We start from the raw sequence: 16894 nt of genomic DNA, 5'->3' as shown, positions 1-16894 counted from the left end.
TTAGCGGGCTTTTTTTAGTTTAAGAATGTTTACAAAATTTCATCAAGATTTGTAAATACTCTTTGGTGCCTAGAATGGAATGTCATCGTCAAAACCACCGTTGTCAACAGGTGTGATAGGATCAATAGCAACTTGAGCTTGTTGTTGTACAGGTGCAACAGAAGCGGGAGTGGCTTGCTGCGGTGCTGGCGCACCAGCACCTGCATTATCACGGCGGTCTAACATTTGCAAAGTACCATTAAAGCCTGATACAACAACTTCAGTCGTATAACGATCAGCACCTGATTGGTCTTGCCATTTACGCGTTTGTAATCTTCCTTCCACATAGACTTTAGAGCCTTTATCCAAGTATTGACCAGCAATTTCCGCTAATTTTCCGAATAAACTCACACGGTGCCACTCAGTCCTTTCCTGTTTTTGACCTGTATTTTTATCCGTCCAAGATTCACTTGTTGCCACTGATAAATTAGTCATTGCGTTACCAGTTGAGCCGTATTTTACTTCTGGTTTTGCACCTAAATTACCGACTAAAATTACTTTGTTAATACCTGCCATATCGTTTCTCCTATAAGGTTTTTTGTTGTTTCATGGTGAGCATAACACCCAGCCAAATTATTGCCATCAATGTGGTGAGTAAGAATACACTATTTAAATCATATATGTTGTAAATCCACCCGCCAAATACACCGCCAACGAACGCACCTAAAAACTGTGAAGTGGAGTACAACCCCATTGCTAAGCCACGCTTATCCTTTGTTGCAATTTTGGATATAAGTGAGGGTAACATTGCTTCCATCGCATTAAAGGCAATAAAAAACAGCGTTAGCAAAACCAAGAATGTGGTATAAGTTAATGTGGTTTGATAAAACAGGATTTGGCTAACAGCCATTATCGTAATCGCAGTAAGAATCATGATCTTATGTTTTTTAAATTTTTCAGCCAAGATAATGATTGGCAACATACCAACAAAAGATAACAGCATTACTGGTAAATAGATACTCCAATTGTCTTTCAAGTCAGTGGCAACAATGTTGTTTTCCACTAGCAACACTGGCATGACGATAAAAGTACAAGTAAGAATTAAGTGTAGCGTAAAGATACTAAAATCTAATTTAAGCAATTTAGCGGTTAATACTTGCTTAATGTTGGGTATGGACAGTGAGTATTGTGCATGTGGCTTAACATATGGCAATGTGGCAACGATTATCAATGCGACGATAGACAAGCCAGCAATTACCCAAAAAAGCCCTGAAATGCCTAAATTTATCGTGATTAGTGGTCCAATTAGTAGTGAAAGCATAAATGCCAGTCCAATTTGCATTCCTACAAAGGCATTTGCTTTAGAGCGTTGGTCTTCAGCAACAAAATCCGCCAAGAAAGCCATCAATACTGCAGAAATAGCACCACTACCTTGCAATGCTCTACCAATCACTACATGAATAATATCGGTAGAGTTGGCGGCCACCACGCTACCGATAAAGAAAAAAACCAATCCGACAACAAGTAATGGCTTACGACCAAACTGATCAGATAGATAACCAAATGGAATTTGTAACAGTGCTTGTGTTAAGCCGTAAATGCCAATTGCCAGGCCAATCAAATAAGGCGTAGTGTTCTCATATTGCACGGCATACACTGAGAATACCGGAAATATCATAAATAACCCAAATAGCCGAGTTGCCATAATGGATGAGATTTTAAGCGCAAAGAAGCGCTCTTGTTTAGTCATGCCAAACCCAACCTTAACTTAATCTAAATATATGAAAAGTACCCACATTAACCATCTAAAGTGTAATGTGGTTCATATAGGGGGTAGCTTTTCTTTAAGACACGGCGCGTATCTTTTGCTAACCTATCCATACCAACACTATCATAGTTGCGTGCCATTAAATGCAATGCCGCAGGGACTGACGGTGTATTTGGATATTTTTCAATAATGAATTTGGCACGGTTAATAGCGGCAATATTCGCCTCTCTTTTGGTGTAATAAATAGCAACGAACAACTCATGTCTAGCAAGAATATTTCTCAAAATAATTAGCCGTGTTTTTGCTTCTTCGGTGTATTCAGTGTTAGGGAATTTGTCAATTAAAGCCATGTAGTAGTTGAATGCATTGCGCACTGATTTCACATCACGCTGAGCGTTGTCAGTCAGGTAATTATCTAAGATAGAGCGAGATTTATCTTCTGAAATAACACCACGAAGGTAATAAGCATATGGCGTTGAAAAGTGCTCAGGATAAAGCTTAATATAGTCATTAAGGCGTAAAATTGCTGCATTATAATCTTCATTTTTATAAAGTCGGTAAGCAACCTCTAATTTAGACTGCAATGCATACTTAGAACCAGGGTAGGCGGCTTGTAGTTGTTCAAATAATTCAATAGATTCTTCTGTTGAGTCGGAATTTTTTGCTTGTTGAAAAAAAGTTTTAGGCGACCAACCCTTTGTAATAGATTCTCTTTTTTCCTTATCACTCCAAAAGCAACCGCTAAGTGACAAGGTTGATAGTAATAGTATTATAGTTAGTTTGATTGTATTTTTCATTATTTTAAAGATAGTTATTTATGAATATGCGCAAGTATTATACTGTGACACTTGTATTATAATACGCAATATCAACTTGATAACATTCAAATGCCTTTATCCGAACAAAGAATTCTAATTAGTGACCTATGTAAGGTGTTAGATACCTATATGTCAAAAGAACAGGTTGAAGGTGTTTATAAGGCTTATATACTAGCAGCAACAGCGCACGACGGACAGTATCGTAAATCAGGCGAGGCCTATGTGTTCCACCCAATTAGTGTGGCAATGATTTTAGCAAAATTAAAATTGGATTATCATTGCATTGTTGCAGCGTTACTGCACGATTGTATTGAAGACACCACACTTACACGAGAAGACATTGTCCGAGATTTTAATGAAGAAGTGGCACATATCGTAGACGGAGTTTCAAAATTAACGGGTTTAGAATTTCGCTCAAATATTGAACAACAGGCACAAAACTTTAGAAAGTTGTTTTTGGCAATGGCTACAGATATGCGAGTCATGATGATTAAACTTGCTGATCGCCTACACAATATGCGTACACTACAATCAATGACGCGTGAGAAGCAACAAAGAATTGCCAAAGAAACCACTGAAATTCACGCGCCAATCGCACGCCGTTTAGGCTTAAATAATATCAACAAAGAGTTGGAAGAATTGTGTTTTGAGTATGCTCATCCTTATCGCTATCAGGTATTAAATCATAAAATTAACAAACGCTACGGCAATTTAAAAGCCATTATTGAAAAAATTCAAGATGAGATTAAATTTCGCTTAGGACAAGAAGGATTGGCTAATATTAAAACCAGTGGGCGCAGGAAAACAACATCTAGCATCTATAAGAAGATGAAAGGCTGTCATCTTAAATTCTCTGGAGTACTTGACATGTACGCATTTAGGGTAGTTGTAGGCGATATGGCTCAGTGTTACCAAGCATTGGGTATTATTCACAATCTATACAAACCTGTACCTGGTAAATTTAAAGATTATATTGCCCTGCCAAAGACTAATGGCTATCAGTCCCTGCACACAGTATTATTTGGACCAAGTAAAGTTTATATTGAAGTACAAATTCGTACAAAAGAGATGCACTTTATCTCTGAATATGGTATTGCAGCGCATTGGCATTACAAGAGCAAAAGTGTTAATACTTCAGCATTGGCTGGCAATTGGATAGCTTCATTATTAGATATTCAGAAAAATTCAGACACTTCCATTGAATTTTTAGAGGGTGCTAAAACTGATTTATCCCCCTCAGAGGTATTTGTTTTCACACCTAAAGGTCAAATTATCCAGTTACCCTATAAGTCCACAGTGCTAGATTTTGCTTATGCTATTCACACCAATGTTGGTAATAGAACACTTGGGGCTCAGGTCAACCAAACGAATGTTGGGCTTGACGCTGAACTAAAATCAGGACAAACGATTGAAATTATTACCGATGAAAATGCTAGACCACGCCCATCTTGGTTAAAAATTGTAGCTACAACGAAGGCAAAAACTTCAATTAAAGACAATTTACAAGAAGAATCAGCCTCTAAATTAATACGACTGGGTGAACATTTATTAACCAACGCCTTAGATTATCAAGGTGATGGTACGCCTATTAGTAAAGAAAAATGGCAAGCTTGTTTACAAAACTTAAAGTGCAACTCTAAACAAGATTTGTATATGAAAATTGCTTTATCAGAAATTTTAGTGTCTTTTGTGCTTAACAAAATTCAAGGTAAAGAGGGTGATGAGCCAAATAACCGTGTTAGCATCAAGAGCACCAAAGATAACTCTATCAGCTGTGCGCGTTGTTGTTATCCAATCCCAGGCGACAAAGTGGCTGGCATATTGACCAATAGTAAAGGGTTGGTGCTGCATAGGTTTGATTGTGGCAATCTACTTCGTGCCAAGCAAAAAAATGAACAATGGTTAGAAGTAGACTGGCAGGCGGATGACGATGAAGAATTTGAAGTACTGATTCGCATACAAAACGAAAACCGTCGTGGCATGTTAGCCTCTATTGCCAGTGCTATTGCCAAGGCCAATGTTAATATTGAGAACTTAGAAGTAGAAGAGAATAATGGCTCAATGAGGGCGTTAAAATTATTGATTAGCGTATCGGGTCTTTCACAATTAGACGAAGCCATATGCGCTATTAAAAGTCTAAAATTTGTATATTCAGTGAGTAGAGATTAGTAGATAAAGTAGGAATAATAATCATAAACCCACTTTTCACCCACTTGACGATTTTTTAAACCCAGTCTTAGTCCTGCTAGGACAAGGTTTAAAAAAGTTAAATTTTCTAATCATTCATATTTTATGCAAAGGCCCCATGGTTTGGATTAAAATTAACCATTATTAGATTTAAGGAGAAACTTTATGATTTGGACTGATTCCCTAGATATTGCTATCGCATTAGACGAGGCACACTCTGAAATTGACCCCACTATAATTAATTTTGTAGATTTAAGACAGATGGTGATTAACTTAGAAGAGTTTGACGATGACAAGGATAAATCGGGTGAGAAAATCTTAGAAGCCATTCAGATGCACTGGATTGAAGAAAAAGAATGAAATTAAGCAAGTGGTTAATGCTAATTTTAATATTTGCTATTGGCAATACACATGCAGTATTAAAGGTAACTGTCATTAAAAAAGACGAAAACGCTTTTCCAATTGCCATTAGTCCATTCAAACTGATTGGCAATAAGTCTAAAGACAAAGATATCTCCAAAATTATTCACGACAATTTAGAGCGTTCAGGGCGTTTTGATGCGCTTATTCCCATCGCCGTTGTGGATAAAATTAATACAAAATACTGGAAAGAAAAAAACATAGAGGCACTTGTTACTGGCAGTATTGTGCAGGAAAGTGATGATATTTATCGACTTTCTGTCAATTTATTTGATATTTATAGTGATACACAGTTGTTTACTCGCTCAACGCGAGTCCATGTTAGTGGCTTTAGAAAAGCAGCACACCAACTCAGTGATTATATTTACGAGGCGTTATTGGGTGAAAACGGCTCATTTAACACGCTATTAACCTATATCACAGTAAAAGAAAATGCAAAAGGAATAAAGCAATACAGTCTTAATATTTCTGACTCTGATGCAATGAATGCCAAAAGTCGCATTAGATTAGACAGCCCGATCCTTTCTCCAGTTTGGTCGCCAGAGCATAAATATAAAAACAAGAAAATCGCCTATGTTTCCTTTCAAAATGGGCGTTCAGAAGTGTTTATTTGGCATCCATTCTTGCGTAAAAAGATTAAAAAACTACCCCGTTTTGATGGTATTGCCTCATCACCCAGTTGGCACCCAAATGGCAAAAGCCTTGTGTTAACCCTATCTAAAAAAGGCAACAAAGATATTTATTCTTATGATTTAACCAATAACAAATTAAGTCGATTAACGCAACATAAGGACATTGATACCGAGGCAAGTTATTCCCCTGATGGGAAAAATCTTGTGTTTACCTCTAATCGCTCTGGTCAAGCACAGATTTACATTAAAAACTTAAAAAGCGGGCATATTAATCGTACTACATTCACGGGACGCTATAATGCAAAGGCTGTATTTTCCCCAAATGGCAAGCATTTGGCTTTGGTACACCGTGTTGATAATGATTACCGTATTGCAATGTTAAACATTGAAAGCCAAGAATTAAGTATGATGAGCGGTGGAACATTAGATGAGTCGCCGTATTTTTCACCAAACGGTGATATGATTATCTTTTCCAGTCGTCGTAATGGAAAAGGTTTGTTATCAGTGGTATCCGTGGAAGGCAATCGCTCCTATGAATTGTCTGCACATGATGCAGAAGTAAGAGCGCCGAATTGGTCAAGTAGTTTAGAAAATTAATAAAAAGGAGACAACAATGAAAACGAAAATTATAGCAATATTACCACTTATAGCCCTATTAAGTGCTTGCTCAATAATAGGTAATTCAAAAGAAAAATCTAACAAAGTTGTTATTGAAGACAGAGGTACGGGTGAGGTTGATGCGATTGCGTATGAACAAGGGACTTTTGAGTGGAATGGTAATGAGCAAGTTGCAAATACCGATGCGATGCCAAAAGAAGAAAGAGAAAACGCGGTTGCAGCACTAAAAGCCAATGGTGGTAAGCTTGTGTTATATTTTGATTACGATACTGCTGTTATCAACCCAGAAGCCAATCAAGAAATCATGCAACATATTGCCTTTATGCAGAATAACCCAAAAATTAGATTGCGCCTAGAAGGGCACGCAGACGAGCGTGGCACGCGTGAATACAACTTGGCTTTAGGTGAAAATCGTGCTTTAAGCGTTAAGCAAATATTGGACTTTGACAATAGGATTGAAGTGGTGAGTTATGGCGAAGAAAAGCTACAGAGTAGTGAACATGATAAAAATCGTCGTGTTGAGTTTATCTACAAATAGAGACACGCCTATAACTTAGCAGTGAAGTCTTTAGAAATACCCAAAGTAGCTTTAGACGCCTTATGTCATCTAAACTCTGAGCGTTATCCTTTTCTATTAGAAAGCGTTAATCACAATCAGAACAATCGTTATTCGATTTTATTTGCTTACCCTAGTGAGCAAATTATTTTAAATAGTTTAGATGATTTTGATTTCCTTTCTGAATTGGAATCAAAGACTAACATGCCTACTGTAAACAGTGATCTACCTTTTACAGGGGGTTGGTTCGTCTATTTATCGTATGAATTGATTGGACAGATTGAGCCAATATTAAGAAATGATTTGCTACCAAGCAGCCAAGCAGTAGCGATTGCCGTTAAAATACCCACAGCAATTGTAGTTGATCATCTACATAAAAAAACCTATCTCTTAGACCAGTTTGACAACCAACAGCGCATAGGCCAAGTACTATCAGATATAGCACAATTGCAAGATATTCCAACGACATCTATCCAGGGGGGGTTATCTTGGGAAAAAGAGGCTAAGTTTACCAAGGGTGTTGAGCGTAGTCGTGACTATATTGTTGCAGGCGATGTGTTTCAAGTGAACCTATCACGCCAGTGGCAATACAAACTCACAAGCGATATTAAGTCAACACAAGTGTATCAAGCGTTAAAACACTCCAATCCAGCGCCTTTTGCTGCTTTAGCAAACTTTGAGAACTTTAGCATTATTTCCTCCTCCCCTGAGCGTCTATTTAGCGTTGATGGCTCTCAAATAGAGACTCGGCCGATCGCTGGCACACATCCACGCGGTAGTGGTGAGGAAGATGAACTCCTTAAACAGCAATTAGTGAATCACCCTAAAGAACAAGCAGAGCATATTATGTTGCTTGATTTAGAGCGTAATGACTTAGGCAGAGTGTGTGAGTATGGTTCGCTCAATGTCAACGAAGTGATGGGGTTGGAAACTTATCCTTTCGTGCATCATATTGTTTCCAACATCAAGGGCAAACTCAAGCAGGGCATTACCATTAAAGACATAATCAGCGCTTTATTTCCTGGTGGCACTATTACTGGCTGCCCAAAAGTGCGTTGTATGCAGATTATCGCTGAATTAGAGCAAATGCCACGCCAAGCTTATACGGGTTCATTGGGTTATATTAGCAGTAACGGTAAAATGGATTTTAATATTCTAATCCGAACTATCAGCAAGCAAGATAAGATTTTAACCTTTAGAGCAGGTGCTGGTATTGTATTTGATTCTATTGCCCAGTGTGAATTAGAAGAAACTAAGTATAAAGCCAAAGGTGTGCTTAAAATATTCCCTAAAGATAAGCAGAGAAAAGCTTACGGATAAAATTAACAAGAATTATTTGCTTAATATCTTTCTAATGATTTTGACAATACCAATACATAGGATAAATTTTTATTCAATCAAGCTTGAAACTTAGAGGTTATCGGATAACGGCGCTCTTTGCCAAAGGCATTTTGGCTGATTTTCGGCCCTGGGGCACTTTGTCGGCGTTTGTATTCATTGTTAAACACCATTTTAGCAACTCGTTTTACAGTATTTTCATCATGCCCTTGCTGCACAATATACTCAACAGAATATTTTTTCTCAATAAATAATTCCAAAATAGCATCAAGTTCGTCGTATTCAGGCAATGAGTCCTGATCGACTTGATTGGGTGCTAGTTCTGCTGATGGCGCACGGTCTATTACGCGACCAGGGATGATATAGTTAATGGTGTTACGGTATTTAGCCAAACGATATACCATGGTTTTAGCGATATCTTTAAGAGGCGCAAAGCCACCTGACATATCGCCATACAGTGTAGCGTAACCAACCGCCATCTCAGATTTATTACTTGTGGTAAGTAATATTTTGCCAGATTTGTTAGATATTGCCATTAGTAGGGTGCCACGAATGCGTGCTTGTAGGTTTTCTTCGGTGGCATCAGCTTGCAAGCCTACAAATAAAGGGGCGAGTTGCATATTGAAACTACTCATCATTGGAAAAATATTCACTTCGTGATAATCAACATCCATACTACTGGCTTGTGCTTTGGCGTCTTCTATACTCATGGCAGAAGTGTATTCATAAGGCATCATAACAGCTTGAACATTCTCACTACCCAGCGCATCAACAGCAATTGCCAGTGTCAAGGCAGAGTCAATGCCACCTGATAAACCAATGAGCGCACCATTAAATACGCCATTCTTTTGCACATAGTCTTTAGTGGCTAGCACCAAGGCGTCATAAATAGTCTTTTCTATTGATTCTATGCTACTTGCCATAATAGATGCATCCAGAGTCTGTGTTGTTGCTTGAAAGAAGGGTAGTTGGTGAGTTACTTCGCCCTTGTTGTTCATTGCAAACGAACCACCATCAAATACCAATTCATCTTGTCCGCCAACTGCATTGACATAAATAAAGTCTATTTGGTTTTCTAGAACACGCTGGCGAACAACTTGTAGACGCTGATTGTGCTTATCCACTTGAAAAGGGGAAGCGTTAATACTAATAATGGTTTGTGCGCCTTGATTAACTGCATTACTAACAGGTGTCTCGTCCCAAGCATCTTCGCAAACCACGACACCAATGCGTTGTCTTTGACATTCAAACACCAGTGGCGTTTGGCCAGAGGCAAAGTAGCGTTTTTCATCAAATACGCCGTAATTTGGCAAATATTGCTTGTGGTAGCTACGAACTTTACCATGCTGTATTAAGATAGCACTATTGTATAAGCATTCGTCAATGCGAGTAGGAGAGCCAAATATAACACTCATGGCTTCGGGTAATTGTTTGCGTATACGCTCAATTTCGGTTTCTACCTGAGTGATAAATCCCTCGCGTAAGAGTAGATCTTCTGGCGGATAACCACAGAGTGCTAATTCTGGAAAAACCAGTAAATGCACACCTGATTCAAAGATTTTACGCGACAAATCAATAATTTGTTCAGCGTTATTACTTAAGTCACCAACAATAGGGTTAATTTGCGCGATTTCTATTTTTAGAGATTCTGAGCCATCTTTAAGGTTTTCTAGCTGTTCTTGCCAAAATTTAACCTTCATTTCATTATTGCTGATTTTTGCCTGTTCAAGCTTGGTGTTCGCCACCACTTCGGCAGGGTTAATACCCAAAATGCCTGCAAACAGCCAAGCATGGGTTTCTGATAGCGCTAGTTTTCCTGATTTATATTTACTTAAATTTGATTGATTGATATCGTATTCTTTCGCTATCTTATAGTCTGTAAACCCAGTCTTATGACGGACTTTAGCGAGATAGTCTTTAGTTTTTATTGGCATAATATTTAGTTGTATTTTTTAACTATTGTTAGGCATTATAGTTAAGTTTTACCTCCCATAAAAAGAGATTATTTAGTTAAAAATTACCAGTAGTGGTAAAATATGCATAATTACTTCATAAGTTATTGATATTAAATTAAATTTTATTAATTTATGACAATAGTATAAAAATGATAAGCCACACCTTAAACAAGGTTTTTTCAGCAATTTGATTCGCATAGCAAAGCGAATTTATGTATACTTTTAAGTTGCTTAATTAATCAATAAATTAAATAGTATGAATACAACATCAAAAAATATTATTCTGTCACTGTTAGTACTTACTAGTGGGATCTACGCCCAAGCAGACACATTAGGCGATGTTCAAGCCAAAGGTAGCCTAAGTTGTGGTGTATCTTCTGGCTTGGTCGGTTTCTCATCCACAGACTCTGTGGGCAGGTGGAAAGGTCTTGATGTTGATGTATGTCGCGCTGTAGCAGCGGCTACTTTAGGTGATGCAAATAAGGTCAAATTTGTACCATTGACTGCAAAAGAACGCTTTACTGCACTACAATCGGGTGAGATTGACCTACTTGTCAGAAATACCACATGGACAACCACGCGTGATACCTCATTAGGGTTTAACTTTGCAGGTGTTAATTACTATGATGGTCAAGGTTTTATGGTTAAAAAATCACTGGGGGTTACTAGCGCTAAAGAGTTAGATGGTGCTACTTTTTGCTTGCAGGCAGGCACAACTACTGAATTAACGCTAGCAGATTACTTTATATCAAACGGAATGAGTTACAAATCATCGCCGTCCGATACCTCAGCACAATCCAAGAAAGGTTTTGCAACAGGGCGTTGTGATGCATTAACCTCAGACCAATCGCAGTTATACGCCTTAAAAACCACACTTAAAGACCCGTCGTCTGCTATTATTTTGAAAGATATTATCTCTAAAGAACCGCTCGGTCCTGTGGTGCGTCAAGGCGATGACAAATGGTTTAACATCGTCAAATGGTCGTTAAACACAATGATTGCCGCTGAAGAGTTCGGTATTAATTCAAATAATGTAAATACCAAGTTTAAAAACCCTGAGGCTTTGCGCCTGTTAGGGCGTTCTGGTAATCTACACAAGCACTTGGGCCTGGACAAGAAATGGGCTTTTAATATCATCTCTCAAGTGGGTAATTATGCACAAAGTTTTGATAGAAATATCGGTAAAGACACACCTTTAAAAATCTCTAGAGGGCTTAATGCACTTTGGCGTGATGGTGGTATTTTATATTCACCACCGTTTAGATAAACCAACAACCAGCCTTAAAAGGCAGTCACTCGTTCAGGACTGCCTTTTTTATTATAAATCTATATCTATATGGGAAAAATTAAGTCACCTCTTTCATTTCTTTACAATAACCAGATAAAGGCTTTTTTATTTCAAGTTATTACCTTAGTGGCTGTTGTATATTTCTTTTACAACGCAGCTGACAATCTCCTTAGCAACATTGAAAGTCGAGGCATACACACTGGGTTTGACTTCTTGGGAGTGGAGTCGGGCTTTGATATTGCCGAACATTTAATAGATTATTCTTCAACCTCTAGTAACCTTAGAGTTTTCTATGTTGGGCTAATAAACACCATTGTCGTATCCGTAGTTAGCATTATCTTTGCAAGTATTATTGGATTGGTCGTTGGCATTGCGAGATTATCCAACAACTGGTTGATTGCTAAACTAGCAGGGGGCTATATTGAATTGTTTAGAAATATTCCTATTCTATTGCAGATTTTATTTTGGTACAACCTTGCACTGGTAAGTTTTCCATCCCCTAAGCAGAGTTTTGAATTATTTGACTCTGTGTTTGTTAATCTACGCGGTATTTACCTACCAAAACCAATTGCAACGGAAGGCTTTGTCTGGGTGTTTGTTGCTTTAGTAGTGGGCATTGTGTTAAGAGTGCTGGTTAAACGCCACTTTAATAAAGCACATGACAAATCAGGGGTCAAAACCAATACTTTGGCTTATTCCTTGTTGTTATTGCTTGTTTTACCTATGATGTTGTACTTTGCGCTAGGTTCACCAATGGCCTTTGACTATCCAACGCTAAAAGGTTTTAATTTTAAAGGTGGCATGAGTTTATCGCCAGAATTCCTGTCTTTAGCCTTTGCTTTAAGTGTTTATACCGCTACCTATATCGCTGAAGCTATTCGTTCTGGCATTGAATCAGTACCTAAAGGACAAAAGGAGGCGGCATTGGCAATGGGCTTAACGCAAAGACAATCATTGAAGCTGGTAGTGCTGCCACAAGCACTTAAAGTAGCTATTCCGCCGATTATTAACCAATATCTTAATCTGACTAAGAATTCATCATTAGCGGCTGCTATCGGCTATTCTGAGATTGTCAGTGTATTTGCAGGCACAGTACTTAATCAAGTAGGGCAAGCACTTGAGATTATTTTTATGACGATGATGGTTTATCTAACCATATCTTTGGTGGTTTCCTTGGTTTTGAATATTGTAAACCACAAAATGAGTATTAACGAGCGATAGTATGGCTGTATTCAAACAACAAGCATCAAAAAAGGTGCCAAATTTAAAAATAGGCGTGATTCGCTGGCTAAGGGAAAATCTATTCTCTAACGCTGTTAATAGCGTTTTAACTTTACTGGCACTGTATCTCATTTATTTAATCGTGCCAACCGTGGCCAATTGGGCATTGTTTGATGCAACTTTTGCACCAGTCACTAACGAGCAATGCGGTAGAGAAGGCGCTTGTTGGCGTTATATTATTGAAAAACTTGATTTATTTATTTATGGTTTTTACCCACCAGAAGCCTATTGGCGTCCGCAGTGGGTAGTGATATTAGCACTGGCCTTTGTTTGGATTGCCAAGTTGCTAAAGCAACACAAATACAAGACAAAAATTGTCACAGCCCTAATCATAATTTACCCGATAATAGCGTCATTTCTACTATATGGGGGACCAAGCTTAGAAATTATAGAAACGCATAAATGGGGTGGTTTAATGTTAACCATCGTTGCAGCAACAGTGGGTATTGTTGCCTCATTCCCAATGGGTGTGTTACTAGCATTAGGACGCCAATCAAAGATGCCTATTATTAGGTTCTTATCGGTGGTGTATATTGAGTTTATCCGTGGTGTACCACTGATTACCATCTTATTTATGGCATCCGTTGTTTTGCCACTATTTTTTAACGAAGGCATGGATATGGACAAGTTGCTACGCGCTTTAATCGGCATTATTCTATTTCAATCAGTCTATATTGCTGAGGTTATCCGCGGTGGCTTGCAAGCCATTCCTAAGGGGCAATACGAAGCAGCAGATGCTATGGGCTTGAGTTTTGTGCAGAAAACTGGGTTAATTATCTTGCCACAAGCGCTAAAGATATCCATTCCAAACATTGTTGGATCGTTTATCGCATTATTTAAAGATACAACCTTGCTATTGATTATTGGTTTGTTTGATATTTTGTCTATGGTGCATCTGACCAGTAGCGATGAAAACTGGCTCGGTAGAAGCACCGAAGGTTATGTCTTTGTTATGGTTGTCATGTGGATTATCTTGTATTCAATGAGCCGTTATTCAAAGGTGTTAGAGCTTAGATATAGCACAGATCACAGAAACTAAAAGGCAGGTATAGAGTTATGAGTACAAATATTATTAAAATTAACAGCTTGAATAAGTGGTACGGCGAGTTTCACGCACTTAAGAATATTAATTTTAAGGTTAAAGAAAGCGAAATTGTCGTTATTTGTGGACCATCAGGCAGTGGTAAATCCACATTGATACGCTGCGTTAACTTTCTAGAAAAGTTTCAAGAAGGCTCTATTACCGTTGATGGCACTGTGCTTAGTGATGATATAAAAAAGATTAGACAGATTAGGTCAGAGGTCTCCATGGTGTTTCAGCACTTTAACCTTTTTCCACATCTTAGTATTATTGATAATTTGACTTTAGCGCCAATCTGGGTACACAATAAAAGCAAACAAGTGGCAAGGAATAAAGCCTTGCAGTTACTTGATAGAGTTGGCATTAGGGACCAAGCTGAGAAGTACCCAAATCAACTGAGTGGTGGACAACAACAGCGGGTTGCAATTGCGAGAGCATTATGCACTTCGCCAAAGATTATGTTGTTTGATGAGCCGACTTCTGCACTTGATCCTGAAATGATTGCAGAAGTGCTTGATGTTATGGTGGAGTTAGCCAAAGAAGGCATTACTATGCTATGTGTGACACATGAAATGGGTTTTGCTAAGAAGGTTGCAGACCGTGTTATCTTTATGGATGAAGGGCAAATTATTGAAGAAAACCACCCAAAAGCCTTCTTTGACAAACCTGAATCTGAACGCCTACAACTGTTTTTAAAGCAAATACTAAGTGAGTAAAGTGTTATGAGGTGGCTTAAAGGCAAAAAACCCCCTGTAAATAAAGCTAAAAACGACCTTAATGGCGATTTATTTGGTTTTGACGACACTCAAAGCGAGGGATTGAATAACAAGACACGGAAAAATAAAGCATTAGAATCCTTGAAAGCTATTAAAGCAAAAAACAAACAGTTAAAAACCACCAGAGAACAAGTCAAGAATCTAAAAGAACTAAGTGAATCTGCCAAAGATTTTAAGCGCAACAATATCAACAAAACTGGCAAGACACAAGAATACTTTAATTTTTCAAAAAACATTGATATATCAGTAATAAAAACAAGTAATGGGACTAAGAAGGGACTAAGTAAAAATAACAAAGAAATCACCCAAGAACAAATCAAAATTTTAAAGAATTGCAAGTCAGAAAACACAGCCTCAGAATTAAGAAAAATTTCAAAAAGAACCAACAAATCAAAATTCAAAGAAAATGTTTTAGATCCATTAATTCATTTCGGTTTTTTTGAGTTGACTGTTCCAAATTCACCAAGGAGCCCAAATCAAAAATATCGTCTTACAGGAAAATTTGTTCGCAAAATTCAAAAAAATTAGTGCTTTCCGTCCTTTTTTTGAAGAAAACTCTAAATTTACGATTTAAGGTACTTTTTTATAAAAGTTAAGTCAGTAGTTGACTAAGGCAACAATCGTTGCAATAAATAAATCCTTATAAACACTATTAAGTTATTGATTTTTAATTAAATTTTAACTATTTTGCTAATTACCCAATATATATTTTATGTCTAGCATTTATCCAATTGAAGTTTCAATTGATTCTTTCCAAGAATTAGTGATTAAAAAATCACACAAACAACTGGTAATTTTGGATATTTCTGCACAATGGTGTACTCCATGCAGAATTTTAGAGCCTATTCTCAGCAGTGTTGCAGCAGAGTATAATAACGATGAATTTTCACTAACAAAACTTGAGGCAGAAGATGAAAATATGAAAATTGCTGGACAATTTTCAGTGCGTGGGTTCCCACAGTTATTGCCTTTATCCGAGGCAAGGAAGTCATGCGTTTTCACTCTGTGCAAACGCATGATTTTATACGCGAGTTTATTGATAAAAATTTACAGGAGTTTAAATGAAAACTGGTATTTTGCTTACCAATCTTGGAACACCCGATGCACCAACAAAGGCTGCTTTAAAACGATACTTAAAAGAATTTCTCTCAGATGATCGCGTTATTCAGCCAAAAAATAAATTAATCTGGTGGTTGGCATTGAATGTGGTTATTTTAAATATTAGACCTGTAAAATCTGCGCAAAATTATGTCAAAATTTGGGACAGTTTTGGCAAGGGCTCACCACTATTAAACATTACTCTATTACAGGCGCAAGGTGTTGAAAAAATCCTGACAAATAAATTTGATGATTTGGCACTTGAAATGGGTATGCGTTACGGCAATCCATCGATTGATTCTGCACTTGAAAAATTACAAGCTCAAGGTTGCGAGAAAATCGTAGTTTTACCACTTTACCCACAATATTCAGATACCACAACAGCATCAACACTAGATACCGTTAATAAAGCACTTGGAAATTGGGATAATAAACCAAAACTAGACTTTATTGATAATTATTATACGGACAAAGGTTACATTCAATCTTTAGCCCTCTCAGTGATTGAGCACCAAGAACAACACGGCAAGCCAGATAAGTTAATGATCTCATTTCATGGTATACCACAGCGTTTTGTAGATAATGGCGATATTTATTACGAGCATTGCGTCAATACAAGTGTATTACTTACTGAAGCGCTTAATCTACAAGATAAAGACTATCAGTTGTGTTTTCAATCAATATTTGGTCGTGAAGAGTGGATCAAGCCACAGACAAAACTCAGTTTAGAATCTCTGGCACAAGATGGTGTTGAGCACATACAAGTCATCTGCCCTGGTTTCTCTGCAGACTGCTTAGAAACCTTGGAAGAAATTAACGAAGAAAACAGGGGTTACTTTATACAGGCGGGTGGTAAAACTTTTAGTTACATACCGGCATTAAATGACCGTAAAGACCATATTAAAGCACTCTCTAATATCATCTCCAAACATCTAGAATAACTTCGCATAATTTATATTATGTTAAATTATTAATCATTATAAATTGTTGCGCCCTCTTCAAGACAAGACAATCATTTTGTTTCTTCGGAACTTGGCTGATTTTCTCATGTAGAGCTAACTACTGAACCTAGAGATAAATCAAAACACACTCTTAAATG

General features: G+C 37.6%; 16 protein-coding genes. 12 read left to right on the top strand and 4 right to left on the bottom strand.

The features are described 5' to 3' along the window. Positions 1–69: 69 nt before the first annotated feature. Genes ssb through BAZSYMA_RS01285 form a run of 3 tightly spaced genes read right to left on the bottom strand, consistent with a single transcriptional unit; the run spans position 70 to position 2544 of the window. Positions 70–555 carry a single-stranded DNA-binding protein gene (gene ssb, locus BAZSYMA_RS01295; RefSeq protein WP_090714774.1) on the bottom strand — a complete coding sequence of 162 codons (486 nt, stop codon included), beginning with the start codon at positions 553–555 and terminating at the stop codon, positions 70–72. Positions 556–565: 10 nt separating this feature from the next. Beyond that, positions 566–1729: an MFS transporter gene (locus BAZSYMA_RS01290; protein WP_090714771.1), complete on the bottom strand. Its 1164-nt coding sequence runs from the start codon at positions 1727–1729 to the stop codon at positions 566–568. A gap of 47 nt (positions 1730–1776) precedes the next feature. Beyond that, positions 1777–2544, bottom strand: a complete 768-nt coding sequence (locus BAZSYMA_RS01285) for an outer membrane protein assembly factor BamD (protein ID WP_090714768.1) — start codon at positions 2542–2544, stop codon at positions 1777–1779. Between the two features lie 150 nt (positions 2545–2694). Between BAZSYMA_RS01285 and BAZSYMA_RS01280 the strand changes: the two genes are divergently transcribed. The 5 genes from BAZSYMA_RS01280 (at position 2695) to BAZSYMA_RS01260 (ending at position 8298) form a co-directional block, all read left to right on the top strand. Then, positions 2695–4734 carry a RelA/SpoT family protein gene (locus BAZSYMA_RS01280; RefSeq protein ID WP_237731726.1) on the top strand — a complete coding sequence of 680 codons (2040 nt, stop codon included), beginning with the start codon at positions 2695–2697 and terminating at the stop codon, positions 4732–4734. Positions 4735–4917: 183 nt separating this feature from the next. After that, the gene (gene iscX / locus BAZSYMA_RS01275; protein WP_090714763.1) at positions 4918–5112 is read left to right on the top strand and encodes a Fe-S cluster assembly protein IscX; all 195 of its coding nucleotides are present in this window, start codon (positions 4918–4920) and stop codon (positions 5110–5112) included. Between the two features lie 17 nt (positions 5113–5129). Further along, the gene (tolB, locus tag BAZSYMA_RS01270) at positions 5130–6401 is read left to right on the top strand and encodes a Tol-Pal system beta propeller repeat protein TolB (RefSeq protein WP_237731727.1); all 1272 of its coding nucleotides are present in this window, start codon (positions 5130–5132) and stop codon (positions 6399–6401) included. A gap of 16 nt (positions 6402–6417) precedes the next feature. After that, a complete protein-coding gene (locus BAZSYMA_RS01265) occupies positions 6418–6960 on the top strand; it encodes an OmpA family protein (RefSeq protein WP_090714758.1) in 543 nt (180 codons plus the stop codon). A gap of 21 nt (positions 6961–6981) precedes the next feature. Beyond that, on the top strand, positions 6982–8298 hold the full coding sequence (locus BAZSYMA_RS01260) for an aminodeoxychorismate synthase component I (protein ID WP_090714755.1): 1317 nt from the start codon (positions 6982–6984) through the stop codon (positions 8296–8298). A 77-nt stretch (positions 8299–8375) separates the two neighbouring features. On the opposite strand, the gene BAZSYMA_RS01255 is transcribed toward BAZSYMA_RS01260, so the two are convergent. Further along, the gene (locus tag BAZSYMA_RS01255) at positions 8376–10250 is read right to left on the bottom strand and encodes an NAD+ synthase (protein WP_090714753.1); all 1875 of its coding nucleotides are present in this window, start codon (positions 10248–10250) and stop codon (positions 8376–8378) included. A 277-nt stretch (positions 10251–10527) separates the two neighbouring features. On the opposite strand from BAZSYMA_RS01255, the gene BAZSYMA_RS01250 reads away from it, so the two are divergent. The 7 genes from BAZSYMA_RS01250 to hemH all read left to right on the top strand — a co-directional run bounded on the left by BAZSYMA_RS01250 (position 10528) and on the right by hemH (position 16736). After that, complete coding sequence (locus BAZSYMA_RS01250; RefSeq protein WP_090714751.1) at positions 10528–11538, top strand: amino acid ABC transporter substrate-binding protein; 1011 nt, start codon at positions 10528–10530, stop codon at positions 11536–11538. A gap of 69 nt (positions 11539–11607) precedes the next feature. Continuing rightward, complete coding sequence (locus tag BAZSYMA_RS01245) at positions 11608–12780, top strand: amino acid ABC transporter permease (protein WP_090714748.1); 1173 nt, start codon at positions 11608–11610, stop codon at positions 12778–12780. 1 nt (position 12781) lies between these two features. Further along, positions 12782–13879 carry an amino acid ABC transporter permease gene (locus BAZSYMA_RS01240; protein WP_090714746.1) on the top strand — a complete coding sequence of 366 codons (1098 nt, stop codon included), beginning with the start codon at positions 12782–12784 and terminating at the stop codon, positions 13877–13879. A 17-nt stretch (positions 13880–13896) separates the two neighbouring features. Further along, positions 13897–14637: an amino acid ABC transporter ATP-binding protein gene (locus BAZSYMA_RS01235; RefSeq protein WP_090714743.1), complete on the top strand. Its 741-nt coding sequence runs from the start codon at positions 13897–13899 to the stop codon at positions 14635–14637. A 102-nt stretch (positions 14638–14739) separates the two neighbouring features. Next, positions 14740–15225, top strand: a complete 486-nt coding sequence (locus BAZSYMA_RS01230) for a Fic family protein (RefSeq protein WP_237731728.1) — start codon at positions 14740–14742, stop codon at positions 15223–15225. A gap of 184 nt (positions 15226–15409) precedes the next feature. Further along, positions 15410–15853: a thioredoxin family protein gene (locus BAZSYMA_RS01225; RefSeq protein WP_241502516.1), complete on the top strand. Its 444-nt coding sequence runs from the start codon at positions 15410–15412 to the stop codon at positions 15851–15853. Further along, complete coding sequence (hemH, locus tag BAZSYMA_RS01220; protein WP_090714740.1) at positions 15759–16736, top strand: ferrochelatase; 978 nt, start codon at positions 15759–15761, stop codon at positions 16734–16736. The genes BAZSYMA_RS01225 and hemH overlap by 95 nt, the downstream gene beginning before the upstream one ends. Positions 16737–16894: the final 158 nt, after the last annotated feature.

Origin of the sequence: Bathymodiolus azoricus thioautotrophic gill symbiont, assembly GCF_001298715.1 — a bacterium.
Lineage (GTDB): Bacteria > Pseudomonadota > Gammaproteobacteria > PS1 > Pseudothioglobaceae > Thiodubiliella.
The sequence above is the reverse complement of the archived record's forward strand: the minus strand, read 5'-3'. Positions and strand labels throughout refer to the sequence as shown.

Bases quoted from the DNA above. Each gene is read 5' to 3' on its own strand.
- ssb (WP_090714774.1), bottom strand. From the start codon at position 555: ATGGCAGGTATTAACAAAGTAATTTTAGTCGGTAATTTAGGTGCAAAA.
- BAZSYMA_RS01290 (WP_090714771.1), bottom strand. From the start codon at position 1,729: ATGACTAAACAAGAGCGCTTCTTTGCGCTTAAAATCTCATCCATTATG.
- BAZSYMA_RS01285 (WP_090714768.1), bottom strand. From the start codon at position 2,544: ATGAAAAATACAATCAAACTAACTATAATACTATTACTATCAACCTTG.
- BAZSYMA_RS01280 (WP_237731726.1), top strand. From the start codon at position 2,695: ATGTCAAAAGAACAGGTTGAAGGTGTTTATAAGGCTTATATACTAGCA.
- iscX (WP_090714763.1), top strand. From the start codon at position 4,918: ATGATTTGGACTGATTCCCTAGATATTGCTATCGCATTAGACGAGGCA.
- tolB (WP_237731727.1), top strand. From the start codon at position 5,130: ATGCTAATTTTAATATTTGCTATTGGCAATACACATGCAGTATTAAAG.
- BAZSYMA_RS01265 (WP_090714758.1), top strand. From the start codon at position 6,418: ATGAAAACGAAAATTATAGCAATATTACCACTTATAGCCCTATTAAGT.
- BAZSYMA_RS01255 (WP_090714753.1), bottom strand. From the start codon at position 10,250: ATGCCAATAAAAACTAAAGACTATCTCGCTAAAGTCCGTCATAAGACT.
- BAZSYMA_RS01250 (WP_090714751.1), top strand. From the start codon at position 10,528: ATGAATACAACATCAAAAAATATTATTCTGTCACTGTTAGTACTTACT.
- BAZSYMA_RS01245 (WP_090714748.1), top strand. From the start codon at position 11,608: ATGGGAAAAATTAAGTCACCTCTTTCATTTCTTTACAATAACCAGATA.
- BAZSYMA_RS01240 (WP_090714746.1), top strand. From the start codon at position 12,782: ATGGCTGTATTCAAACAACAAGCATCAAAAAAGGTGCCAAATTTAAAA.
- BAZSYMA_RS01235 (WP_090714743.1), top strand. From the start codon at position 13,897: ATGAGTACAAATATTATTAAAATTAACAGCTTGAATAAGTGGTACGGC.
- BAZSYMA_RS01225 (WP_241502516.1), top strand. From the start codon at position 15,410: ATGTCTAGCATTTATCCAATTGAAGTTTCAATTGATTCTTTCCAAGAA.
- hemH (WP_090714740.1), top strand. From the start codon at position 15,759: ATGAAAACTGGTATTTTGCTTACCAATCTTGGAACACCCGATGCACCA.